21 protein-coding genes are annotated in these 22,386 nt (G+C 71.2%); 13 read left to right on the forward strand and 8 right to left on the reverse strand.

Features of this window, described 5'->3' with window-relative positions; genetic code table 11:
* Window positions 1-49: 49 nt before the first annotated feature.
* Window positions 50-1,099 carry a magnesium and cobalt transport protein CorA gene (locus tag DEJ00_RS06020; RefSeq protein ID WP_111056716.1) on the reverse strand — a complete coding sequence of 350 codons (1,050 nt, stop codon included), beginning with the start codon at window positions 1,097-1,099 and terminating at the stop codon, window positions 50-52.
* Window positions 1,100-1,427: 328 nt separating this feature from the next.
* Between DEJ00_RS06020 and DEJ00_RS06025 the strand changes: the two genes are divergently transcribed.
* Window positions 1,428-2,291, forward strand: a complete 864-nt coding sequence (locus tag DEJ00_RS06025; RefSeq protein WP_111056717.1) for a hypothetical protein — start codon at window positions 1,428-1,430, stop codon at window positions 2,289-2,291.
* A gap of 126 nt (window positions 2,292-2,417) precedes the next feature.
* Here DEJ00_RS06025 and idi read toward each other — a convergent pair whose 3' ends face one another.
* Window positions 2,418-2,960: an isopentenyl-diphosphate Delta-isomerase gene (gene idi, locus DEJ00_RS06030; RefSeq protein ID WP_071246200.1), complete on the reverse strand. Its 543-nt coding sequence runs from the start codon at window positions 2,958-2,960 to the stop codon at window positions 2,418-2,420.
* Window positions 2,961-2,981: 21 nt separating this feature from the next.
* On the opposite strand from idi, the gene DEJ00_RS06035 reads away from it, so the two are divergent.
* The 7 genes from DEJ00_RS06035 to DEJ00_RS06065 all read left to right on the forward strand — a co-directional run bounded on the left by DEJ00_RS06035 (window position 2,982) and on the right by DEJ00_RS06065 (window position 9,520).
* A complete protein-coding gene (locus DEJ00_RS06035; protein ID WP_071246198.1) occupies window positions 2,982-4,040 on the forward strand; it encodes a polyprenyl synthetase family protein in 1,059 nt (352 codons plus the stop codon).
* Window positions 4,037-4,975 (forward strand): squalene/phytoene synthase family protein, encoded by a 939-nt coding sequence (locus tag DEJ00_RS06040; RefSeq protein ID WP_110858704.1) that lies wholly within the window; start codon window positions 4,037-4,039, stop codon window positions 4,973-4,975. Before DEJ00_RS06035 ends, DEJ00_RS06040 begins: the two co-directional genes overlap by 4 nt.
* Entirely contained in the window at window positions 4,972-6,612 is a 1,641-nt protein-coding gene (crtI, locus tag DEJ00_RS06045; protein ID WP_111056718.1) for a phytoene desaturase family protein, read from the forward strand. The genes DEJ00_RS06040 and crtI overlap by 4 nt, the downstream gene beginning before the upstream one ends.
* Entirely contained in the window at window positions 6,612-6,944 is a 333-nt protein-coding gene (locus DEJ00_RS06050) for a lycopene cyclase domain-containing protein (RefSeq protein ID WP_027464925.1), read from the forward strand. Before crtI ends, DEJ00_RS06050 begins: the two co-directional genes overlap by 1 nt.
* Window positions 6,941-7,480, forward strand: coding sequence for a lycopene cyclase domain-containing protein (locus DEJ00_RS18685; protein ID WP_258373557.1), 540 nt, complete (start codon window positions 6,941-6,943; stop codon window positions 7,478-7,480). The genes DEJ00_RS06050 and DEJ00_RS18685 overlap by 4 nt, the downstream gene beginning before the upstream one ends.
* Complete coding sequence (locus DEJ00_RS06060; RefSeq protein WP_071246190.1) at window positions 7,477-8,403, forward strand: prenyltransferase; 927 nt, start codon at window positions 7,477-7,479, stop codon at window positions 8,401-8,403. The genes DEJ00_RS18685 and DEJ00_RS06060 overlap by 4 nt, the downstream gene beginning before the upstream one ends.
* A gap of 73 nt (window positions 8,404-8,476) precedes the next feature.
* Window positions 8,477-9,520 (forward strand): Gfo/Idh/MocA family protein, encoded by a 1,044-nt coding sequence (locus tag DEJ00_RS06065; RefSeq protein WP_111056719.1) that lies wholly within the window; start codon window positions 8,477-8,479, stop codon window positions 9,518-9,520.
* A gap of 217 nt (window positions 9,521-9,737) precedes the next feature.
* Here DEJ00_RS06065 and DEJ00_RS06070 read toward each other — a convergent pair whose 3' ends face one another.
* Entirely contained in the window at window positions 9,738-10,478 is a 741-nt protein-coding gene (locus tag DEJ00_RS06070; RefSeq protein ID WP_111056720.1) for an MBL fold metallo-hydrolase, read from the reverse strand.
* Window positions 10,479-10,541: 63 nt separating this feature from the next.
* Here DEJ00_RS06070 and DEJ00_RS06075 point away from each other — a divergent pair, with 63 nt between their 5' ends.
* From DEJ00_RS06075 to DEJ00_RS06090, 4 genes are all read left to right on the forward strand, one after another.
* Window positions 10,542-11,057 (forward strand): hypothetical protein, encoded by a 516-nt coding sequence (locus DEJ00_RS06075; RefSeq protein WP_110864933.1) that lies wholly within the window; start codon window positions 10,542-10,544, stop codon window positions 11,055-11,057.
* A 4-nt stretch (window positions 11,058-11,061) separates the two neighbouring features.
* Complete coding sequence (locus DEJ00_RS06080; protein WP_111056721.1) at window positions 11,062-12,093, forward strand: YihY/virulence factor BrkB family protein; 1,032 nt, start codon at window positions 11,062-11,064, stop codon at window positions 12,091-12,093.
* A 70-nt stretch (window positions 12,094-12,163) separates the two neighbouring features.
* Entirely contained in the window at window positions 12,164-12,655 is a 492-nt protein-coding gene (locus tag DEJ00_RS06085) for a DedA family protein (protein ID WP_111056722.1), read from the forward strand.
* 10 nt (window positions 12,656-12,665) lie between these two features.
* Entirely contained in the window at window positions 12,666-13,361 is a 696-nt protein-coding gene (locus DEJ00_RS06090; RefSeq protein WP_111056723.1) for an SDR family oxidoreductase, read from the forward strand.
* A gap of 18 nt (window positions 13,362-13,379) precedes the next feature.
* Here the strand turns inward: DEJ00_RS06090 and DEJ00_RS06095 are convergent, their stop codons facing one another.
* On the reverse strand, window positions 13,380-15,011 hold the full coding sequence (locus tag DEJ00_RS06095) for an ABC-F family ATP-binding cassette domain-containing protein (protein WP_111056724.1): 1,632 nt from the start codon (window positions 15,009-15,011) through the stop codon (window positions 13,380-13,382).
* A 274-nt stretch (window positions 15,012-15,285) separates the two neighbouring features.
* On the opposite strand from DEJ00_RS06095, the gene DEJ00_RS06100 reads away from it, so the two are divergent.
* Entirely contained in the window at window positions 15,286-15,711 is a 426-nt protein-coding gene (locus DEJ00_RS06100; RefSeq protein ID WP_071246180.1) for a DUF3151 domain-containing protein, read from the forward strand.
* Window positions 15,712-15,800: 89 nt separating this feature from the next.
* Here the strand turns inward: DEJ00_RS06100 and DEJ00_RS06105 are convergent, their stop codons facing one another.
* From DEJ00_RS06105 to DEJ00_RS06120, 4 genes are read right to left on the reverse strand one after another with little or no spacing between them, the layout of a single operon-like run.
* Window positions 15,801-18,890: a glycoside hydrolase family 2 TIM barrel-domain containing protein gene (locus DEJ00_RS06105; RefSeq protein WP_111056725.1), complete on the reverse strand. Its 3,090-nt coding sequence runs from the start codon at window positions 18,888-18,890 to the stop codon at window positions 15,801-15,803.
* Window positions 18,887-19,822: a carbohydrate ABC transporter permease gene (locus tag DEJ00_RS06110; RefSeq protein WP_111056726.1), complete on the reverse strand. Its 936-nt coding sequence runs from the start codon at window positions 19,820-19,822 to the stop codon at window positions 18,887-18,889. Before DEJ00_RS06110 ends, DEJ00_RS06105 begins: the two co-directional genes overlap by 4 nt.
* Complete coding sequence (locus tag DEJ00_RS06115; protein ID WP_027464913.1) at window positions 19,819-20,934, reverse strand: carbohydrate ABC transporter permease; 1,116 nt, start codon at window positions 20,932-20,934, stop codon at window positions 19,819-19,821. Before DEJ00_RS06115 ends, DEJ00_RS06110 begins: the two co-directional genes overlap by 4 nt.
* The gene (locus DEJ00_RS06120) at window positions 20,931-22,289 is read right to left on the reverse strand and encodes an extracellular solute-binding protein (RefSeq protein ID WP_111056727.1); all 1,359 of its coding nucleotides are present in this window, start codon (window positions 22,287-22,289) and stop codon (window positions 20,931-20,933) included. The genes DEJ00_RS06115 and DEJ00_RS06120 overlap by 4 nt, the downstream gene beginning before the upstream one ends.
* Between the last annotated feature and the right edge of the window lie 97 nt (window positions 22,290-22,386).

Raw genomic sequence — 22,386 nt, forward strand, 5'->3', positions numbered from 1 at the left:
ATGCACGTCCGGCGGATCGACGCCACCTGTGCGTCGATCCGCCGTCCGCTCAGAGCCAGTTGCGCTTGCGGAAGATCGCCCAGAGCACGCCCATCAGCAGGAGCATGCCGAGGATCGCGACCGGGTACCCGTAGTGCCAGTGCAGCTCGGGCATGTGGTCGAAGTTCATCCCGTACACACCGGCGATCAGGCCCGGTGCGAACAGGATCGCCGCCCACGACGAGATCTTCTTCACCTCCTCGCCCTGGCGGTGTGCTGCCCGGGCGAGTTGCCGGCTCTCCTCACCCTGGGCCAGGCTCGCGCTGGTCATCCGGCGCATCGCCTCGTTCTGCTCCTGCGACACCAGGGTGGCGTGCAGGGTCAGGGCGTTCTCGAGCAGGGCGCGGAACGAGTCGACGCGCTCGGTGACGCGGAGTGCGTGGTCGTGCACATTGCGGAGTCGGTGCTGCACGTCGTCGTCCACGCCGTACTTGTCGGCGCCGCGGAGCAGCCCCGTGACCATCGCCGGCACCGGGGTGGTGGCCCGCTGGAACGCCAGGACCTCGCTGAGCAGCTGGTAGATGCGCTTCGAGACCCCGGGGTCGACCTGCCCGGCGAACAGCTGGTCCTCGATGGCGTCGATCTGCTCCTGCAGCACCTGGACGACGGGGCCGTAGCCGTCCACGACCTCGTCGAGCACAGCGGCGGTCACCGCCTCCGACCCCTTCGCCAGGAACTCCGGGTCCGCCTCGACCTGCGCCCGCAGCACCGCCAGGTCGGGTCGGGCGGCGTGCCGGACGCTCACGACGAAGTGGTCGCCGACGAACAGGTGCACCTCGCCGAACTCCACGGTGCCCTCGGACGGGGCGAACCAGGCCGGCCGGAGCACCAGGAACAGGGTGTCGCCGTAGCGCTCGAGCTTGGCGCGCTGGTGTCCCTTGCGGGCGTCCTCGACGGCGTTCTCGTGCAGGTCGAACTCGGTTGCGACGGCCTCGAGCTCGTGCGGGTCGGGCCGGAGCAGCCCGATCCACGTCAGGTCGCCACGAGCCGGTCGCGACAGGGTCGACGGAGACTCCACGCGGCGTCCCCGGACGTAGATCGCGTTGTCGATCAGTGCCATGTGCGTGCTCCTTCGGTGGGGAGCAGGCGGGCGCGATGGCGCCCCGGAGGTGATCCGGGACGGGGCAGGGTCAGCGAGCGGGCGCGACGACCGAAACGGGCGGCCGGCCCGATCGAGGATGGTCACCCGACATCGCGCCTCACCTGCCCTTCTCGTCTCGTCGTGGCGGCGCCCGGAGCGCTGCCGACGGTCGAGCGTACGCCTGCGGCGCGGGTCGGACAACACCGACCGCCGCTTTCCACACGTGCGCGATGACCCTTGCCGCCCGTGAGAGTGGACGCTAATGTCCTGATATCCAGAACGCTGGATGCGAGCACGAAGGAGTGTCATGGTCAAGAAGCAGTCGCACACCGTCGGCATCATCGTCGCGTCCGTCGGGTGCATCGCCCTGTCGTTCGCCCCGGGCTTCCGCGACGTCGCTGCCGTGTGGTGGCTCCTGGGCGCCGCCGGGATCGCCACGGCGTCGTTGCGCGAAACACGACCGAGGCGACGGCGTCGGACGAGGGCGCTGGCGCTCTCGGGGGTGGCGTTCATCGCCGCGGCCACTGCGGCGATCGCGCTCGTCGGGGTCGTCGCGCCGGCACGCGCCGATGCGTCGAGTGCCGTGACGGCCACCGACCCCTCCGGCGCAGAACGGCTCGTCCAGCTCGCGTCTCAGCTCCGACTCGAGGACGGCAGCCGGAGTCGGAGTTTGCTCTCGTCGGCTCGGGACACCGAGTACGCCGTGCGTTCGGGGCTCGAACCCGACTGGGCCGGTGCGACCGCGTACTCGTACGGGGCCGCGGACGTCGTGTCGGTCCCGCTCCTCGGGACCGACGTGCCGGAGATGACGAAGCTCTCGTTCGTGACCGTGGACGGTGAGACGACGATCACCGAGATGGCCTCCGCGATGACGTCGACCACCGTGGTGCACTTCGCCATGTGGCAGGACGGTCAGCTGACCAAGAACGTGGACCTCACGCAGGGATCCGGCGCGGAGCGGGCATCGTCGATCGGGACGTACGGCCTCGACTGGAAGCGGCTGAACAACTGTCTCAACAGCATCGGGATCAGTTGGGCGGTGATCGCAGTCCTCGGCGTCGCGTGCGGCGCAGCCTGCGCGACCATGGTGCTGTGCGCTCCGTGTCTCGCCGCGGCGGCGGGTTTCACGACGGGCACCATCGCGAAGTGCGTGTCGAACGCCTGGTCCTGAGCGGACCGGCCGTGGTCTGGCAGGTGCCGACTTCGCACCTGTCAGACCAGAACGGCCTCCTGCACGAGCAAAGCGCCGGCAGGGTGCAGTCGCACAGCGGCAGGCGCAGGCGCAGGCGCAGGCGCGTCAGCGTGTGACGTGCAGCCCAGCGGTCTCGAGCTCGGCGAGCTGCCACCCGAGCCACGGGCTCCAGGCGAACGGCGCGCCGGCGACGGCCTGCCTGAGAGAGTCCTCGGACACCCATGCCCACTCGGCGACCTCGTCGTCCGCGGGCGCCGGGGTGTCGTCGGTCACGGCGCGGAAGACGGGGCAGACCTCGTTCTCCACGATGCCCGAGGCGTCGACCGCGCGGTACCGGAACTCCGGCAGCACGACCTCGACGTCGCGCACGGTGATGCCGAGCTCGCGGGAGGCCCGACGGGCGATCGCGTCCTCGAAGGACTCGTCCGGACCGGGGTGGCCGCAGAAGGTGTTCGTCCACACCCCCGGCCAGGTCTTCTTCGACAGTGCTCGTCGGGTCACCAGGACGTCACCGTCGGTGTTCCGGACGTGGCACGAGAACGCCAGGTGCAGGGGCGTGTGGGCTGTGTGCACCGTGAACTTGTCCGCCGTGCCGATCGGGGTACGGTCGTCGGCCAGGAGCACCACGGATTCAGGGAAAGCGTTCATCTGTGTCGATAGGTTAGGCCAATGAGCGAGGAAGCGACCACCGTGCCGCACATCGACCTCGCGCTCGTCGACGACTGCCTCGAGCGCTTCTTCGCCGTGTCGTCGGCGCGCGCCGAGCGCTACGGCCGACCGTCGGAAGAACTGTGGCGCGTGCTCCGCAAGGCGAGCATGGGCGGCAAGCGCTTCCGGCCCCGCATGGTCATGACCGCCTACGCCGGCATGGGCGGCACCGACGCGCACGCCGCCGCCAACGTCGCAGCGGCGTACGAACTCCTGCACACCGCACTCGTGGTGCACGACGACGTCATCGACCGTGACTGGTCGCGCCGCGGGCAGCCGAACGTCGCCGGGTCGTTCCGCGACAACGGGACGACGGGTGGCCTTCCGCTGCCGACCGCCGAGCACCGGGGGATGAGCGCCGCCGTGATCGCCGGTGACCTGGCGCTCGCCGGGGCGCCCCGCTTCATCGAGGCCGCGGGCGTCGACGGCACCCGGCGCGAGCGGCTGCTCGAACTGTTCGACGAGGCCGTGTTCGCGAGCGCTGCCGGTGAGATGACCGACGTCGACCTGGCGCTCGGCGTGATGCCGACGGTGGACGAGGTCCTGGCGATGGAGCGGGCGAAGACGAGCGTGTACTCGTTCGAGGCTCCGCTGCAGTCCGGGGCCGTGCTGGCCGGCGCCGACGAGGAGATCGTCACCGCCCTCGGTGCCTTCGGTCGCGAGATCGGCATCGCGTACCAGATCGTCGACGACCTGCTCGGGGTCTTCGGCGACGAGACCATGACCGGCAAGACCGTGCTGGGCGACCTGCGCGAGGGCAAGCGCACGATGCTCATCGCCTACGCGGCGACCACGGACTGCTGGCCGGACCTCGAGCCGTACCTCGGCGACCCGGACCTGACCGAGGCCCGTGCGGACGAGGTCCGTGCGACCCTGGTCTCCTGCGGTGCGCGCGGCGCCGCGGAAGAACGCGTCGCCGACCACACCGCACTCGCCCGGGCCGAGCTCGCCCGGCTGCCGTACGACCTCGCCGACCGCCTGGAGGCCCTCGTGACCGAACTCGTGGAGCGCGCCCGGTGACCCACAGCACCACCACGGCGACCGGATCCCGTCCGGCTCGCCTCCAGCTGTACGACGCCACGGCCGAGGCCGCGTCGGGTGTCGTCATCGACCGGTACTCCACGTCGTTCGGTCTGGCGAGCCGGATGCTCGCCCGCGACACGCGCGAGCACATCCGGAACGTCTACGCGCTGGTCCGCGTCGCCGACGAGGTCGTCGACGGCCCCGCGACCGAGGCCGGGCTCGACCGCGAGCTCGCCCGCACGGTGCTCGACGAGCTCGAGGCCGACACCGAACGGGCCATCGCGCTCGGCTTCTCGGTGAACCCGGTCGTGCACGCCTTCGCCCGCACCGCCCGCGCCACCGGCTTCGGCGCCGAGCTCACCGCCCCGTTCTTCGCCTCGATGCGCATGGACCTCGACCGCACCGAGCACGACGACGCCTCGTTCGACGCCTACGTGTACGGCTCCGCCGAGGTCGTCGGCCTGATGTGCCTGCGCGCGTTCGTGTACCGGGCCGGTCGTCCGACGTTCGACCAGGCCGAACTCGTCGCCGGGGCGCGTGCGCTCGGCGCCGCGTTCCAGAAGGTGAACTTCCTGCGTGACCTGCACGCCGACTTCGAGGTGCTCGGTCGCTCGTACTTCCCGGGCGTCGACATCCGGTCCTTCGACGAGGCCACGAAGGACCGCCTGGTCGCCGACGTGCAGGCCGACCTCGACCACGCCGCACGGACGATCCGGCTGCTGCCGGCCGACGCCCGCAACGCGGTCGGGCTCGCACACGCGCTGTTCCAGGAACTCAACGACCGACTCGCGCGCACGCCGGCGAGCCGCCTCGTCACGACGCGCGTGCGCGTCCCCAACCCGGTGAAGGTGCGCCTCGCGGCGCAGGTCCTCGCCGGACGCGCACCGCTCCGGTCGCGCGTCACCACCCACCGGCCGGGAGGCTCCTCATGACCCCGCCCCGCGCCTCCCGACCGACGACGGTCGCCACCACCACCCGGCGCAAGGTGCCCGCACGCCGCGCCGTCGTCATCGGCGGCGGCATCAGCGGCCTGGCGGCCGCGGCGCTGCTCGCACGCGACGGCTTCTCGGTGACGGTGCTCGAGCAGCGCACGCAGCTCGGCGGCCGTGCCGGCTCGTGGGAGCAGGACGGGTTCCGGTTCGACACCGGACCGTCGTGGTACCTCATGCCCGAGGTCTTCGACCACTTCTTCCAGCTGCTCGGGACGTCGGCCGAGGCCGAACTCGACCTGGTGAAGCTCGACCCCGGTTACCGCGTCTACAGCGAGGGCCACGACGAGCCGATCGACCTGCGGGCCGACGCCGAGGCCAACATCGCGTTGTTCGAGTCCATCGAGCCCGGTGCCGGCGAGCGGATGCGGAAGTACCTCGCGTCGGCCGAGGACACCTACACGATGGCCGTGCGCCGGTTCCTCTACACGAGCTTCCAGGACCTCACGAAGCTCGCCGCACCCGACGTCCTGCGGCGCCTGCCCAAGCTCGCGCGCCTGCTGCTCGAGCCGCTCTCCACCTTCGCCGAGACCGCGGTGCGCGACCGTCGCCTGTGGCAGATCCTCGGCTACCCCGCGGTGTTCCTCGGCACGAGCCCGTACGCGGCACCGAGCATGTACCACCTGATGAGCCACCTCGACCTGGCCGACGGCGTGCTGTACCCGAAGGGCGGCATCACCGAGGTGATCTCCGCCGTCGAGCGGGTCGCCCGGGCCGAGGGCGCGAAGATCATCGCCGGTGCGAAGGTCGAACGGATCGTCGTCGAGGACGGCGTCGCCACCGGGGTCGTCCACCGCGACCGCGACGGGGTGCCGCACACGGCTCCCGCCGACCTCGTGGTCAGCGCTGCCGACATGCAGCACACCGAGATGCAGCTGCTCGACCGTGAGCACCGCACCCACGGCGCCGACCACTGGAAGAAGCGCGACCCGGGCCCGAGCGCGGTGCTCGTGTACCTCGGCATCGACGGTCCGACGCCGGGCCTGCTGCACCACACCCTGATGTTCACCGCGGACTGGAAGGCGAACTTCGGCGCGATCTTCGGGGACGACCGGCACGTGCCGGACCCCGCCTCGATCTACGTCTGCGCCCCCTCCGAGACCGACCCGAGCGTCTCCCCACCCGGCACCAGCAACCTGTTCATCCTGGTGCCCCTGCCCGCCGACCTGTCGATCGGCAAGGGCGGCATCGACGGTGCCGGTGACTACCAGGTCGAGCAGATCGCGGACCGTGCCATCGACGTGCTGGCCGAGCGCGCCGGGGTGCCGGACCTGCGCGACCGCATCCGGGTCCGACGCACGATCGGACCGCGCGACTTCGCCGACGACCTGAACGCCTGGAACGGCTCGATGCTCGGCCCGGCGCACACCCTGAAGCAGAGTGCGTTCTTCCGCGAGAAGAACGCGTCGAAGAAGGTCGAGGGGCTGTACTACGTCGGCGCCTCGACGATCCCGGGCATCGGTCTGCCGATGTGCCTGATCAGCGCCGAGGTCCTGCTCAAGCGCATCCACGGCGACCGGAGCACCGAGCCGCTGCCGACGCCCCTCGGGGCTCCGCGGGACCGGACCGAGACCGCCTGATGCCCGGGGTCTACCTCGCCGGCCTGGTGGTGTCACTGGTCGGCATGACCGTGCTGGACGCCCGCTTCCGGTTGTTCTTCTGGCGGGCACCGTGGCGGGCGGCGGCCGTGATGGTCGTCGGTGTCGCGTTCTTCATGGTGTGGGACGTCGCCGGTGTCGCTGCCGGCATCTTCTTCATCGGGCCGCAGAACCTGCTCACCGGGGTGCTCCTGGCGCCCGAGGTCCCGCTCGAGGAGCTCTTCTTCCTGCTGCTGCTCTGCTACTCGACGATGGACCTGGTCGGCTTCGTCCGGCCCCTGGTGCAGCGCGCGACCGATCGGCGGCGTGCGTGAACGGCACCGGGGCGTACGCGCTCCTGGCCCTGCCGTTCTTCGGCGTCACGGCCGTCGTGGCCGTGGCCGCCGGCATCGTCGCCGCCCGCCGGGCCCGTGCCGCGGGTCGACGGCCGGGGGTCGGGCGCCGGGTCGCGGTGCTCACGTCCGCGATCGCCGGCATCGCGCTGCTCGTGATGACGATGGTGTTCGACAACGTCATCGTCACGCTGCGGATCGTCGCCTACGACCCCTCGCTCATCAGCGGTGCGAAGATCGGTGCGATCCCGGTCGAGGACCTCGCCTACGCGATGTCCGCCATCGTGCTGCTGCCCAGCCTGTGGGTCCTGTTCGACCGGACGGACGCACGCGGCCGGACGGACGCACGCGGCCGGACGGACGCACGCGACCGGACCGGCGCACGCGGCCGGACGGACGTACGCGACCGGACCGGCGCACACGACCGGACGAACGCACGCGACCGGACCGGCGCGCGCCCCGCGCCCGACCCGACCCCAGCACCAGCGGAGCCAGGACCAGCAGAGGACATGAAGTGAACGCCAGCACCGCCTCCAGGCCGTCGACCCTGCGTGCCCTGTTCGTGTCGTCACGCCCGATCAGCTGGGTGAACACCGCCTACCCGTTCGGCGCCGCGTACCTGCTCGGCAGCGGGGTCGGCGTCGATGGCGGTGGCGGGTTCTCGCTCGTCGCGTTCCTGGTCGGCGTCGTGTACTTCCTGGTGCCCTACAACCTGGCGATGTACGGCATCAACGACGTCTTCGACTACGAGTCCGACCTCCGCAACCCGCGCAAGGGCGGTGTCGAGGGCGCCCTGCTCGACAAGAGCGTCCACCGCACCACGCTGTGGGCCGTCGTCGTCACGAACGTCCCCTTCCTCGTCGCGCTCGTGGTGCTCGGCGCGGTCAGCGGCAACGGGCCGTGGTCGTGGCTCGTCCTGGCGATCAGCGTGTTCGCGGTGATCGCGTACTCGGCCCCGGGCCTGCGGTTCAAGGAGAAGCCGTTCCTCGACTCGCTCACGTCGAGCACCCACTTCGTGTCGCCGGCGATCTACGGCCTCGCCCTGGCGGGCCCGCACTGGACCGGTGAACTCGTCGCCGTCTGCATCGCGTTCTTCCTGTGGGGCGTGGCCTCGCATGCGTTCGGTGCCGTGCAGGACGTCCTGGCCGACCGCGCCGGCGGCATCGGTTCCGTCGCGACCGTGATCGGCGCACGGGCCACCGTCCGGCTGGCCTTCGTCGCCTACCTGGTCGCCGGGGTCGCGCTGCTGTTCTCGGCGTTCCCGGGCCCGATCGCCGCGATCGTCGTCGTGCCATACGCGCTCAACGTGCTGCCGTGGTGGAACATCACGGACCAGGGTGCCGAGGCCGCGAACGCCGGGTGGAAGCGGTTCCTCTGGATCAACTACCTGGCGGGCTTCATCGTGACGATGGCGCTCATCGCGTACGCGTTCACGCACTGACAGACTGGACGCACGCACCGCGGCGTACGTGGTGCGTCACCAGCCACGACGGCAGCCACGAAGGAGTGCACGCATGAGCGTCCGGATCATCCACGTCGGTCTCGGAGGGTGGGGCGGCAACTGGGCCCGCACCGCCATCCCAGAGGTGTCGGAAGTGCAGGTGGTCGCGGTCGTCGACCCGTCGGCGCCGACGCTCGAGGCCGTGCGGACCGACCTCGGGCTCCCGGCCTCGGCGGCGTTCGGGTCCCTGACCGAGGCGCTCGCCGCGGTCGAGGCGGACGCCGTCGTCATCACCGCCCCCGCCGTGACGCACGTGCCGCTCGCGCTCGAGGCCCTCGACGCCGGCAAGCACGTCCTGGTCGAGAAGCCGTTCGCCAACACCACCGACGAGGCCGTCACCGCGGTCCGTCGCGCCGAGGAGCTCGGCCTGGTGCTGCAGGTCAGCCAGAACTACCGCTGGTACCCGGCACCGCGGGTCGTGCAGGAGATGCTCGAGGCGGACGTGGTCGGCGAGGTCTCCGCGATCAACGTCGACTTCCGGCAGTGGGACAACGACCAGCCCGCCGAGACGTACCCGCACTACCGGTTCCCGCACGCGATGATCAACGACATGGCGATCCACCACTTCGACCTGCTCCGGATGATCACCGGGCAGGAGGCGGTCCGCGTCTTCGCCAAGGCGAGCTACCCCGCCTACAGCAAGTACCAGGACGAAGCGGTCGCCTCGATGATCATCGAGCTCGACGGCGGCACGGTCGTCAACTACCGCGGCAGCTGGCTGAGCCGTGGCCCGCGCACCGCCTGGGCCGGCGAGTGGAGCATCGAGGGCGAGGACGGCGAGCTCTGGTTCACGAGCCGCGACGGTGAGCCGAACGCCGTCGACGGTGACCGGGTCACCGTCCGCCGCACGCAGGACGACGTCGCCGAGCCGGTCGAGCTCCCCGTGCTCGCGCACACCGACCGCCAGGGTGGGCTGCAGGCGTTCGCCCGCTCGGTGCAGGGCGGCCCCGCTCCCGAGACGAGCGGGCGCGACAACCTGCGGAGCCTCGCACTGATGGAGGCCGCCGGCCGCTCCGCGGCGTCCGGTCTGCCCGAGGACGTCGTCGTCCCGTCCTGACCGCGACCACCCACGGCCTGGAGGCGCGGGGCGGGACCGCACCGCGCCTCCAGGCCGGCTCTGGTCGCGTCCACCGCGTCGGCGACGTTTCGCGCACGCCCCTACGGCGACGTTTCGCGCCCACCCCTTCGGCGACGTTTCGCGCCCATCGACAGTCCACGCGTCAGAGCGCCCGTGGGGTGTCGCTGAGCGCGTGGACTCGCGAGCTGGTCGCGCGTCAGGCGGCCCCGGCCACCCGCCGCGCCTGCGCGACGGCCCGCCGCACGCCGAGCGACCAGCCCGGCCCGTGGCCGGGCAGCACGTGCTTCGCCTCGGTGTCCGCGAGCCGGTCGAGCGACGCGACCGCCGTGTCGACGTCGGAGGTCGCCGCGGGTGCCACGATCCGGGGTCCGATCCCGCCCGTGTACGGGTCGAAGGTGACGAGCGCGTCCCCGGCGATCACGGCGTCGCGGTCGGCGAAGTGCAGCGCCACGTGGCCGTCGGTGTGCCCCGGGGTCTCGATGATCCACGGGTTGCCCGGCACGTCGGCGCGGCTCTCCAGCGGTTCGGTGTCCGCGATGCCGTCGACGGTGACCGCACCGGCCAGCAGCATCCGGCCCAGGGGACGCAGACCGCCCGGGTGGAGCGCGACGAACCCGAAGCGGTTCGTCTGCGGCCGGTACGAGTACGGGTGCGCGGCGAGGTGCCGATCGCCCGGGTGGACGAACACGGGCGTGCCCCAGTCGCGGTGCATCCGTGCGGCGGTGCCGACGTGGTCGAAGTGCCCGTGCGTGAGCAGGAGCCCCTCGACCTGGTCGGGCGTGTAGCCCAGGTCGTGCACGGCGAGCTGCAGGTGCGGCCACGCGGCGGGCAACCCCGCGTCGACGACGAGCAACCGATCGCCGGTCTCGACGAGGTACGTGTTGGTGTGTGCGATCTCGAGGCGGTGGATCCCCTCGGCGGCGTCCCGGAAGAGCATGTGCGGCACGGTAGACGCGGCCTGCTGGGCACGATCCCGGGTGGGACGTGTACGAAATGGGGAATGGCCAAGGACAGTCTGCCCGAGCTCGAACTCGCCAACGTGCGCACCCGTGAGGGCATCACGGACACCGTGACGGAGCTGAAGCGACGTGCGGACCTGCCCGCCCGGACGCGGCTCGCCGTCGCGAAGACGAAGCAGCGGTGGCACCGCGACCCCACGCCCCTGGTGGCGATGGGCATCACCGGACTGACCGGCGTCGCGGCGATCGTCCTCGGCATCGCGTTGCGGAACCGCCCCGCCGGGCACCTGGCCCAGCCGCCGGCGAACTCGGCGTTCACCGCGCTGCTGCCGTTCGGTGCGCGTGGCGACGCCCCCTCCGCGAAGGAGCAGGCGCAGGCGGGCCGGAAGGGTCGGAAAGCGCGGGCCAAGGCGGCCGAGGAAGCGCTCGAGCAGGACCCGGCGCACCGCGCCCGCGTGAAGCAGCAGGTCGGCATCGCGGCGGTGCAGCGACGGGCGAACAAGAACCGCAAGCAGGCGGTCAAGCGGTCGAAGCAGGCCGTGAAGGCGAGAGGGTAGTCACATGGCGCACGAAGAGCACAAGCCGGACCCGGACGACGCCCGGAAGCCCGACAACCCCACCGACCTCAAGAAGCCGACGCTCGTCTACACGCTGAAGAAGACGCTGCGCGAGTTCACGAGCGACCAGTGCACCGACCTGGCGGCGAGCCTGACGTACTACTCGGTGCTCGCGCTGTTCCCCGGGCTGCTGGCGGTCGTGTCGCTGCTCGGCCTGGTCGGGCAGGCCGACAACACGATCAAGACCATGCTGCAGATCATCGGCAACATCGGGTCGGACCAGGTCGTGGACCTGATCAAGGAGCCGCTCGAGGGACTCGTCCGCTCGCCCGCCGCCCCGATCACGTTCATCGTCGGTGTCGTCGGTGCCCTCTGGTCGGCCTCCGGCTACGTGGGCGCGTTCGGCCGTGCGATGAACCGGATCTACAACGTCCGCGAGGGCCGCCCGATCTGGAAGCTCCGCCCGACCATGCTCGGCGTGACCGTCACCACGGTTGTCCTGCTCGTGATCGGTCTGCTGGTCCTGGTGAGCGCTCCGCTCGCCCGCAGCTTCGGCGACGTCATCGGCCTCGGCGACGTGGCCGTCACCGTCCTGTCGATCGTGCAGTGGCCGATCCTGCTCGTCATCGCGATCATCGTCGTCGCGGTGCTCTACTACTGGTCGCCGAACGTCAAGCAGCCGAAGTTCACCTGGGTCAGCGGGGGCTCGATCCTGGCGCTCCTCATCTGGATCATCGCCAGCGTCGGCTTCGGGTTCTACGTCGGGAACTTCTCGAACTACAACGCCACGTACGGCTCCCTGGGCGGGGTCATCGTGTTCCTGCTGTGGATCTGGATCACGAACAACGCCCTGCTCTTCGGTGCCGAGTTCGACGCCGAGATCGAGCGGGGTCGCGAGCTGCAGGCCGGCATCCGAGCGGAGGAGGACATCCAGCTCCCCGAGCGCGACACCCGCCAGATCGAGAAGCAGGACGAGAAGCGGGCGCAGGACGTGCTCGAGGGCATCCGCATCCGCCAGGGCGTCGACAACGACTGAGTGTCGTTCGTCTGACCGGCACCGGGTGCGCTGACGGGCGCTCTCCGGGTCGGGACGCTACGGTGCGAGCGTGCCGTCCTTCCTCGAGGGGCTCCCGTTCCGGTGGCTCGTCCTCGCGCTCTTCGTGATCGTGTTCTGCCGTGCGCAGGCCACGTACTGGGTCGCGCGGCTCGCGGTCACGGGTGCGTCCCGATCGCGGTGGGGCGGATGGCTGCGCTCGCCGGCGGTCCGTCGCGGTTCTGCACTGCTCGATCGCTGGGGGTTGCCCGTCGTGACGGTGAGCTTCGTCGTGGTCGGCCTGCAGACGGTGATGAACGCCGCAGCGGGGCTGGCACGGGTCGCCTGGTGGCGGTACACGATCGCGATGGTTTCGGGATGCGTGGCCTGGGCGTTCCTGTACGCGACGGTCGGCCTCGCCGTGTTCTGGGCGGTCGTCGCGGCCCTCGCCGGCTCGCCGTGGGGCATCGCCGCGCTCGTGGGCCTGGTGGTCGTCGCCGGCGTCGCGCTGACGGTCCTGCGTCGTCGCCGCGACCGCACAGGAGGCCCGGCCCGGCTTCCGTAGGCTGGCCCACGTGACGACAGATCAGCTCCAGAACCGTCCGGTCGCCCTGGTGACCGGAGCCACCCGCGGCATCGGCCGCGCGATCGCCGCCGACCTCGGCCGCACCCACCACGTGCTCGTGGGCGGCCGGTCCGCCGACGCCGTGGACGCCCTGGTCGCAGAGCTGCCGAGCGCGGCGCCGTTCGTCGGTGACCTGGGCGGGGGCGAGGTCCCCGCGCTGCCCGATCGGCTCGACGTCCTCGTGCACTCGGCCGGTGTCGAGCAGGGCACCACCGTCGCCGACACCCCGCGCGCGGTGTGGGAGCAGGTCTTCGCGACGAACGTGTTCGCGGTCGCCGAGCTCACCCGGTTGGCGCTGCCGGCGCTGCGGGCAGCCCGGGGCATCGTCGTGCCGATCAACAGCGGCTCCGGGTTCCACTCGGGCCCCGGCGGTGGCGTGTACGCGGCGTCGAAGTTCGCGCTGCGGGCCTTCGCCGACGCCCTGCGCGAAGAGGAGCGGGCGAACGGCGTGCGGGTGTCGAGCGTGCACCCGGGCCGGACCGACTCGGACATGCAGCGGCAGCTCGTGGCGAAGCTCGGGGAGTCCTACGACACCGACTACTACCTGGCACCCGAGGACGTGGCCGCCGCGGTCCGCACCGTCGTCGACCTGCCCGAGCGCGGCACCGTCGAGTCGCTCGCGATCCGGCCGACCCGACGGCGCTGACGCCCGTCCCTCGACGAGTCATCGCAGCTCGATCCGTTCGTCGAGGTCGAGTCGCTCCAGGAACGTCTCGTCGTGGCTCACCACGACGAGTGCTCCCCGGTAGGCCCGCAGCGCGTCGACGAGCTGGTCGACGCTCGTCAGGTCGAGGTCGTTCGTCGGCTCGTCGAGCACGAGCAGCTGCGGCGGCGGGTCGGCGAGCACCAGGGCCGCAAGCGCCACCCGGAACCGCTCCCCGCCGGACAGGTCCCCGGCCGGGCGCTCGACGGTGTCCCCGCGCACCAGGAACTTCGCCAGCCGGTTGCGGACCTCGGCGACGGGCACGTGCGGGGCGTCCCGGCGCACGTTGTCGAGCACCGTGGCGGTGTCGTCCAGGGTGTCCTTCCGCTGCGGCAGGTACGCGATTCGGTCGACGTGGGCGACGGCCCCGGTCTCGGGCAGCGGGTGCTCCCGGGCAGCGGGGTCGCCGACGAGCTGCTCGAGCAGGGTGGACTTGCCGACCCCGTTGTCCCCGGTGACGGCGATCCGTTCCGGCCCCTGCACGACGACGTCACGCCCCCGCACGGTCACGGTGGCGATCCGACGCGATGCCGGCACGTCCGGGTCGGGCAGAGTGACGTGGATCGACTCGTCGTCGCGCAGACGGAGCTCGGCCTCGCGCTTGGTGGCGAGGGCGGCAGCTTCGTCGCCCGCGTACCCGACGCGCAGTCGGCCGGCGGTCTCCTGCGCCTTCTTCCGCTGCTCGTTCGCCAGGATCTTCGGCATCGAGCGGCCCGCTTTCTCGCCGGCCTTCGCACGTCGGGCGATCTTGGTCTCCGCCTCGATGCGCTGCCGCTTCTCGGTGCGGTGCCGCTGGTCGGCGACCCGGACCTCGCGCTCGACGGCCGCCTGCTGCACGGCCAGGTGCTCCTCGAACGCGCTGAACGTCCCGCCGAACACGGTCATCGCCCCGGCGCGGAGCTCCACGGTCTCGTCGACGTGCTCCAGGAGTTCCCGGTCGTGACTGACGAGCACCAGGGTGCCGCGCCAGTCGTCGACCAGGTCGAGGAGCAGCCCGCGGGCCCGGCGGTCCAGGTTGTTCGTCGGCTCGTCCAGGAACACGATCGGCCGCGCGCGCAACCGGACTCCTGCGATGGCGACGAGCACCGACTGCCCGCCGGACAGCGTCGACACCGGCCGGTCGAGGTCGGTGCCGTCGAGCCCGACCCGGTCGAGCACCGCGGCGGCCCGTTCCTCCAGGTCCCAGTCGTCGCCGACCGCCTCGAGCTTTGCGGCCGTGGCGTCGCCGGCCAGGACGGCCCGGAGCGCGGTGAGGGTGGGCCGGACGCCGAGCAGGTCGGCGACGGTGTCGTCCGCGCTGGCGTGGGCCCACGCCGCCGGTTCCTGATCGGCGGGCCAGCGGCGATCAGGCCGTGCCGGTGGGGAGAGGCGTTGCGGCAGGTGGTCGACGGGGCCCGACGTCGCGATGCTGCCCGACGTGGGGTGGAGCCGGCCGGTCGCGAGCCGGACCAGCGTGGACTTGCCAGCCCCGTTCCTCCCGACCAGGCCGGTCCGGCCACGTCCGAAGGCGGCGGTGAGGTGGTCGAGCGCGACGGTGCCGTCGGGCCAGGCGAAGGTGACGTCGTGCAGGACGACGGACGGATTGGTGGGCATGGGGGCGTCTCCCGGTGTCGATGCTGGGCGCACGACACCGAGGCCACCGCGGTGCGGTGGAGCGCCCGACGGGGCGCGCGATCACGGTGTCAGCGCGTGGGCTGAGCGGTACCGGTGATCGACAGCAATCCGTCTGCTTCCGTCGGGGGACCCCCGTGTCCGCCATCCGTTCCGCCGGTCGGTCTCCCGCCCCGGCGGCCCCGCGATGACGACGAGGTGACCTCCACGGTAATCCCGTGACACGGGCACCCGCAAGGGATGACAGGCTGGGGGCATGCCGGAGAACCTGTTGCCGACCCCGTCGTCGAACCCCGAGACCCTGCTGCCCGCCGAGCCGGAGGTGACCGCCGCGATCGAGGCGGAGGCCCCCGTCGCCAGCGTGGTGGTGTCCTACCCGTCGTCGAGCCTGGCGTGGGCGCTGCTCGCCGACGAGGCGTGGGCGCGCGGCGCGACCCTCGAGTCCTACGCGTACGCCCGCGTCGGGTACCACCGTGGGCTCGATGCCCTGCGCAAGGCCGGCTGGCGCGGTGTCGGCCCGGTGCCGTGGTCGCACGAGCCCAACCGTGGCGTGCTGCGGGCGCTGTTCGCCCTGCGCCGTGCGGCCGAGGCGATCGACGAGCCCGGCGAGCCCGAGCGCCTGACCGATTTTCTGAACGCGAGCGACCCCGAGGCCCTGCGCGCACTGTCCGCCGGCGCGTAGCTCCCGCACCCAAAACACCGGTGTTCGCACTGCACGCCGCGGGATGCGGGTGTGCAACGTGCGAACACCGGTGTTTTGCGCGTGACCGTCTAGCCCAGCAGCACGCTCCAACTGAACGCCTGCGGCCAGAGCTGGTGCTCCGGCAGCACGTCGAGCCCGCACGCCCGGCTGCCGAGCCCGTGCTGCGCGGCGTCGAGGTACAGGTACAGGTGGTCCGACGTCGGCAGCTCGTACGGGTGCTCGGCACGGTCGATCTGCTGCGCGCTCCACGGCGACAGGGTGAACCCCGCACGGTGCGACCCGACCGTCGACACCGTGAACGGCCCGACCGCCAGCGACCGGAGCGACGGCCGGTGCCCGGTCTCCTGCGGCCGCGAGTACGCCACCCCGAGTGACCGCACCGGCGCGGTGAACCGGCCGACGCGGGCAGCATGCGAAGAATCGGCGTACGACTCCAGCGGTCCGGTCCCGAACCAGGTGGCGTCCGCATCGGCCAGCGACGCGGGCAGGTCGAAGCGCACCCCGATCCGCGGCCACGTGACGTCCCAGGCACCGAACGGCACGGCGTCGGTCTGCAGCACGAGCCCGTCGGACGTCAGGGTCCAGCGGTGCGTGACCTCGAGCCCCCACCCGCTGTTCGCCGCCGCGACGCGGACGCGCTGCTCCAGACCGGAGTCGGTCCGCGACACCGACACCAGCCGGTGCGTCAGCCGGTCCAGCCCTCGGTCGCGCCAGCGCGTCGCGGACGGGGGAGCGGTCGGGTCGCCGACACCGTGCGTGAGCACCGGGTCCGCGGTCTCGTAGCCGCCCTGTGACGCCAGGCTGTCGTTGTCGGTCGGTGCACGCCAGAGCTCCAGGCGGGGCCCCGCGACCTCGTGGCCCTTCCAGGACACCAGGTCGCCGCGGGCACTGAAGGTGCCGTCACCGAGTCGGTCGCCGTCCCACCCCTGCCGGGAGGCCCGTGGTGCGTCCGCCGCGCGCGCCGCGACGAGCCGCTGGGTGCGTGCGACGACGTGGCCGGTGTCCGCCCAGGCGGTCGGCCCCGCCAGTTCCACGGTCAGGTCGAACCAGAGCTCGTCGCCGGGTGCCAGGTCGGACGTGGCCGCGTCGAGCACCTCGGAGGGCACCGGGACCGTCGCCGACTCCCGGGCGGCGACGATGCCCGTGGACAGGCGCCCCGAGGCCTCGACGACGCCGTTCCGCGACAGGGTCCAGCACAGCCGGAGCCCGGCGGTCGAGGCCGAGTGGTACCGGTTCTCGACCAGCACCGTGGTGTCCGAGACCGCCAGGCGGATCGGGGCCACGACGGCGGCGAACTCGGCGAGCCCCGGTGTCGGGGTGTCGTCGGGCAGCACCAGGCCGTCCATCACGAAGTTGCCGTCGTGCACGACCTCGCCGAAGTCCCCGCCGTAGGCGTAGTAGTCCTCGCCGGCGGGCGTCTTCGCGAGCAGGCCGTGGTCCCGCCACTCCCACACGAACCCGCCGTGCAGCCGTGGGTACCGGTCGACCAGGGCCTCGTACTCGGCGATCTGCCCGGGGCCGTTGCCCATCGCGTGCACGTACTCGCAGTGGATGAAGGGCTTCGACCGCTGCCGCGCGGCCTCGGCCGGGCCGCAGCCGAGCAGGGGCGTCGGGGTGCCGCCGCCGATCGACTCGGTCTCCTGCAGCGTCGGGTACATCCGCGAGTAGACGTCGGTGTACTCGCCCGTGTAGTCGCCCTCGTAGTGCACCGGGCGCTCGGCGTCGCGGTCGTGCACCCACTGCGACATCGCCGCGAGGTTCCGGCCGGTGCCGGACTCGTTGCCGAGCGACCACATCACGATCGACGCGTGGTTCTTGTCGCGCTCGACGGTGCGGGCGATGCGGTCGAGGTAGGCCTCGGCCCACGCCGGGTCGTCGGAGGGGTTGCCGACCCAGTCGGTGAACAGGAACCCGTGGGTCTCCAGGTCGCACTCCAGGATCACCCAGAACCCGAGCTCGTCGGCCAGGTCGAGCACGCGGGGGTGCGGCGGGTAGTGCGAGGTTCGGATGGCGTTGACGTTGTTCCGCTTCATCAGCGCCATGTCGGCGCGGGCGTGCTCCTCGTCGAACACCCGGCCGCGCACGGGGTGGGTCTCGTGCCGGTTCACGCCGTGGAAGACCACGCGCTCGCCGTTCACCAGGAACCGGTCGCCGACGATCGACACGGTGCGGAACCCGAGCCGGAGCGAGACGGTCTCGCCGCCCGAGCCGCCCGAGCCGCCCGAAGCGCCCGAGGCGCCCGAGGTGCCCGAGCCGCCGGCCGCGCTGGCCGCCGCGGCGCCGGTCGACAGCGTCGCGTCGTACAGCTTCGGCAGCTCGGCACTCCACGGCTCGACGCCCTCGACCTCGATCGGCGCGACGTCGTCCGCCGTGGCCCAGGTCACGTCCACGCCCAGGTCGGGCACCGCGAACCGCACCGGGAACACCGCGTCGAGCGTCGGGAACGTGATCGTGCCGGTCCCCGTCTCCGGCCGTCCCGACGCCGCGGTGCCCGCCGACGCAGCCGTGCCGAGCGTCGCCCGCCAACCGGCACGGACGAACACGTCGTCGATCGGCGCCGTGGGTCGGGCGAGCAGGGTGACGTCGCGGAAGATGCCCGGCAGCCACCACTGGTCCTGGTCCTCCAGGTAGGACGCCGCCGACCACTGGTGCACCCGGACCGCGAGCTCGTTCGCTCCCGGGCGCACCAGCTCGGTGACGTCGAACTCGGTCGCCAGGCGGGAGCCCGTCGACCACCCCACGAGCGTCCCGTTCAGCCACACCCGGAAGTGCGACTCGACCCCGTCGAACCGCAGCAGCACCCGGCCGGCACCGTCGAACGACGACGGCAGCTCGAACGTGCGGCGGTGGTCACCGGTCGGGTTCTCCTCCGGCGGGTGCGGTGGGTCGATCGGGAACGGGTACTGCAGGTTCGTGTAGCTCGGAGCGCCATGCCCGTGCAGCACCCAGTGCGACGGCACCGGGAGCTCGCCCCAGGCCGGGTCGTCGTCCTCCCCACCCTCGGTCGCGAAGTCCTCGGAGACCGAGGCGACGGGCGACCACCGGAACCGCCAGTCCCCGTTCAGCGACAGGGACGGGGCGTCGGTGTGCAGCCAGGCACGGGGTGCCAGCCGCGAGTCGGAGCCGGGTGCGGTGGACGAGAGTGCGGAGTGGGTCAACCCTTGACCGATCCTTCCGTGAGGCCTCCACGCCAGAAGCGCTGGAGGACGATGATGGCGATGACGAGCGGGATGACCGAGACGAGCACCCCGCCGGTGGTGAGCTGGTAGAACTCCGGCAGGCGGTCGACCTGCGAGCGCCAGTTGTTCAGACCCAGTGTTATCGGGTACAGCTTCTGGTCTGCCAGCATGATGAGCGGCAGGAAGAAGTTGTTCCAGATCCCGACCACCTGGAACAGGAACACGGTGACGAGCGCCGGGGTCATCTGCCGGAGCACCACGGTGTGGAAGATCCGCAGTTCGCCGGCACCGTCGATGCGTGCCTGTTCGAGCAGGGTGGTGTCCACCGACGCGGCGGCGTACACCCGGCACAGGAACAGGCCGAACGGCGACACCAGGCTCGGGATGAGCACGCTCCAGTACGTGTCCGTCAGGCCCATCGACGAGAACAGCAGGAACAGCGGCAGTGCCGTCGCGGTCCCCGGCACGAGCACGCCGCCGAGGATCGTGCCGAACACGAACTGACGCCCCCGGAAGTCGTACTTCGCCAGCGCGTACCCGCCGGCCGCGGCGAAGTAGGTGGCCAGGACCGCACCGACGCCGGAGTACAGGACGCTGTTCGCGATCCACCGGACGAAGATGCCGCCGTCGTAGGTGAACACCTGCTGCAGGTTGCTCCAGAGCGCGAACTCGCCGCCGAACCAGAACCCGTTGGTCGAGAACAGCGCGCCCGTGGTCTTCGTCGCGGCGATGACGACCCAGTACAGCGGGACGATGAAGTACAGCGCGACGACGACGAGGATCCCCGTCACGACGATCTGCGAGCGCGGCGACCGGTCGAGCTTCCGTCGCTGGTGCGCCGAGATCGACGTGGTGTCGACCGGGACGGCGGTCTTCGCCGTGGCCGGCGCTTCGATGGCTTCGCTGGTCATCGGTCAGTCCCTTCGGTGGTCGCGACGCGACCGGCCTGGAGGCCCGGGTCGGCTTGGGTGGTGACCGTGCTGCCCGCCGCAGCGCGCGTCCGGAGCGCGGTGCGGGCCTCCCGGCCGTCGCGCCGTGCGCGCTTGCGTCGGTCGCGTTCGTCCTTGGGTGGTCGGTTCGTCAGCGCGAGGAACGTGAACGACAGGATGAACGCGGCCAGCGCGATGATGACCGCCTGCGCACTCGCGACCCCGTACTCGTTGAACGCGAACGCGTTCGTGTAGGCGGCGTAGTTCGGCGTGTACTCGGTGTCGATCGCCGGGGCGACCGTCGACAGGATCTGCGGCTCCGCGAAGAGCTGCAGGGTGCCGATGATCGAGAACACCGTCGTGAGCACCAGGGCCGGCGCGATGAGCGGGATCTGGATCCGCCACGCGACCTGGAACGCGTTCGCTCCGTCCACCTTGGCGGCTTCGTAGACCTCGCCGGGGATGGACTTCAGCTGCGCCACGATGATGAGCATGTTGTAGCCGGTGTACGTCCACGTGACGATGTTCGCGATCGACCACAGCACGCTGTTCGCGCCGAGGAAGTCCGGCTGCAGCCCCATCGACTGCAGCAGCGACACGATCGGTGACAGGCCGGGCACGTACAGGAACGACCACAGGATCGTGGCGATGACCCCGGGGACGCCGTACGGCATGAAGTAGATGGCCCGGAAGAAGCCCGGCCAGCGGGCGCTCGCCGACTCGAGCAGCAGCGCGAGGATCGTGCAGGCGATGATCATCACCGGGACCTGGACGATGCCGAAGAGCAGCATGCGGCCGATCGAGGCGACGAACCCGCTGTCCTGCAGGGCGATCGCGTAGTTGTCGAACCCGGCGAACCGGCCGACGACGCCGTCCTCGCCGAACAGGCCCTCGCGGTCGACGGTGGTGAACGACTGGAACAGGGCGCTGATGATCGGGATGACGAACGTCAGCAGGAACAGCGCCAGGAACGGGGCGAGCAGGATCCACGGGGCACGCTTCTGCGCACTCGTGGCCTTCGTGCTCGTGCGGAACGCGGGGGTGCCGCCGGCCGGTCGACCGGTGGACCGTGGGGTGGTGGTCTGCTGGGTCATCGTGCCGTCCTGACGCTGAGGCCCTTGTCCTTGAAGGACTGGACGATCTCCCGCTGTGCGAGCTCCACGGCGTCACTGAGCTTGAGGCCCGAGGTGAGCTTGCGGCGGAACTGGTTCTGCAGGCTGGTGAAGGCCGACTGGGTCACCGGTGACCACGACCAGTCGATGTTCTGCTCCTTCGAGGCCGGCACGAAGACGTCCTCGTTGTAGTTCTGGCCGGAGAACCACTTCGACGGCTTCTCGCGCTGCGCCCCGATGTAGTCGACGGCGGGCGACCAGCCGATGCCGCAGTGCTTGATCATGGCGTCGATGCCCTCCTTCGAGGTGGTCATCCACGTGATGAACTCGAGCGCCTCCTTCGGGTGCTTCGCGTTCGCCAGGACCGCGGCGGTGGAACCGCCGATGGCGCTCGAGCCGAAGCCGTCGGCGCCCCACTTCTGCATCGGGGCGACCTTCCACTTGCCCTCGCCGCCCTGCACCGACTCGATCAGGGCGTCACCCCAGCTGGCGCTGGTGACCGCGGCGATCTTGCCGCTCGCGGCCGCGGCGTACCACCCGGGGGAGTACGCGCCGGCACTCGTGTCGACGAGCTCGTCGTCGATCACACCGTCGAAGAAGTCCGCGACCATCAGGGTCTTGTCGTCGGTCATGTCGACGACCCACTCGTCGCCGTCGACCTTGAACCAGCGCGCGCCGGCCTGCTGTGCGTACGCGGCGAACGGTGAGGCGTCGGCGACCGGGAACACCTCGAGGTAGTTCTGCTTCCCGGTGCTCCGGACCTTGTCGGCCAGGTCACGCCACTCGTCCCACGTCGTCGGGGGTTCGCCGCCGGCCTGCTCGAGGATCGCGGTCTGGTAGTAGAACCCCATGGGGCCGGTGTCCTGCGGGATGCCGTAGATGCCGTCGACGAACGACACCTGCGCCCACGCGGCCTCGTCGTACTTCGACTCGAAGTCCTTCGCGCCGTACCGGGCCAGGTCGACCAGGCCGTTCGCGAGCATGAACTCGGGGATCTGCCGGAGCTCGACCTGCCCGATGTCGGGGCCGCCGCCGGCCGCGAGCGCGGAGTACATCTTCTGGTACCCGCCGCTGTTGCCGCCGGGGATCCAGTTCGCCGACACCTGGATGTTCGGATGTGTCTCGTTCCAGACGTCGCAGACCTTCTGCAGGTCCTTGAGCCAGGCCCAGTAGGTGAGCTGGACGGTCTCACCCGAGGCCGCGGCGGGCACGAGGGCCGCCTTGTTGACGTTGGTCGAGCCCGGGACCGCACAGCCGGCGAGGAGTCCCGCCGCCGCGGTGCCGAGGCCGAAGCCCAACAGGTGTCGTCTCGTGATGGGTCGTGGTCGTGGCGCCATTGCCGCACTCCGTTCGTCGTTGATCGGGGTTGTCCACACCCAACCACAGAACCGAACGCCGTTGTGGTTTCGTGACCGTACCGACACTGCGCGTTCC

Origin of the sequence: Curtobacterium sp. MCLR17_039 (assembly GCF_003234745.1) — a bacterium.
In the GTDB taxonomy this organism is placed as follows: Bacteria; Actinomycetota; Actinomycetes; order Actinomycetales; family Microbacteriaceae; genus Curtobacterium; species Curtobacterium flaccumfaciens.

Bases quoted from the DNA above. Each gene is read 5' to 3' on its own strand.
- DEJ00_RS06020 (WP_111056716.1), bottom strand. From the start codon at position 1,099: ATGGCACTGATCGACAACGCGATCTACGTCCGGGGACGCCGCGTGGAG.
- DEJ00_RS06025 (WP_111056717.1), top strand. From the start codon at position 1,428: ATGGTCAAGAAGCAGTCGCACACCGTCGGCATCATCGTCGCGTCCGTC.
- idi (WP_071246200.1), bottom strand. From the start codon at position 2,960: ATGAACGCTTTCCCTGAATCCGTGGTGCTCCTGGCCGACGACCGTACC.
- DEJ00_RS06035 (WP_071246198.1), top strand. From the start codon at position 2,982: ATGAGCGAGGAAGCGACCACCGTGCCGCACATCGACCTCGCGCTCGTC.
- crtI (WP_111056718.1), top strand. From the start codon at position 4,972: ATGACCCCGCCCCGCGCCTCCCGACCGACGACGGTCGCCACCACCACC.
- DEJ00_RS06050 (WP_027464925.1), top strand. From the start codon at position 6,612: ATGCCCGGGGTCTACCTCGCCGGCCTGGTGGTGTCACTGGTCGGCATG.
- DEJ00_RS06065 (WP_111056719.1), top strand. From the start codon at position 8,477: ATGAGCGTCCGGATCATCCACGTCGGTCTCGGAGGGTGGGGCGGCAAC.
- DEJ00_RS06070 (WP_111056720.1), bottom strand. From the start codon at position 10,478: ATGCTCTTCCGGGACGCCGCCGAGGGGATCCACCGCCTCGAGATCGCA.
- DEJ00_RS06075 (WP_110864933.1), top strand. From the start codon at position 10,542: ATGGCCAAGGACAGTCTGCCCGAGCTCGAACTCGCCAACGTGCGCACC.
- DEJ00_RS06080 (WP_111056721.1), top strand. From the start codon at position 11,062: ATGGCGCACGAAGAGCACAAGCCGGACCCGGACGACGCCCGGAAGCCC.
- DEJ00_RS06095 (WP_111056724.1), bottom strand. From the start codon at position 15,011: ATGCCCACCAATCCGTCCGTCGTCCTGCACGACGTCACCTTCGCCTGG.
- DEJ00_RS06100 (WP_071246180.1), top strand. From the start codon at position 15,286: ATGCCGGAGAACCTGTTGCCGACCCCGTCGTCGAACCCCGAGACCCTG.
- DEJ00_RS06110 (WP_111056726.1), bottom strand. From the start codon at position 19,822: ATGACCAGCGAAGCCATCGAAGCGCCGGCCACGGCGAAGACCGCCGTC.
- DEJ00_RS06115 (WP_027464913.1), bottom strand. From the start codon at position 20,934: ATGACCCAGCAGACCACCACCCCACGGTCCACCGGTCGACCGGCCGGC.
- DEJ00_RS06120 (WP_111056727.1), bottom strand. From the start codon at position 22,289: ATGGCGCCACGACCACGACCCATCACGAGACGACACCTGTTGGGCTTC.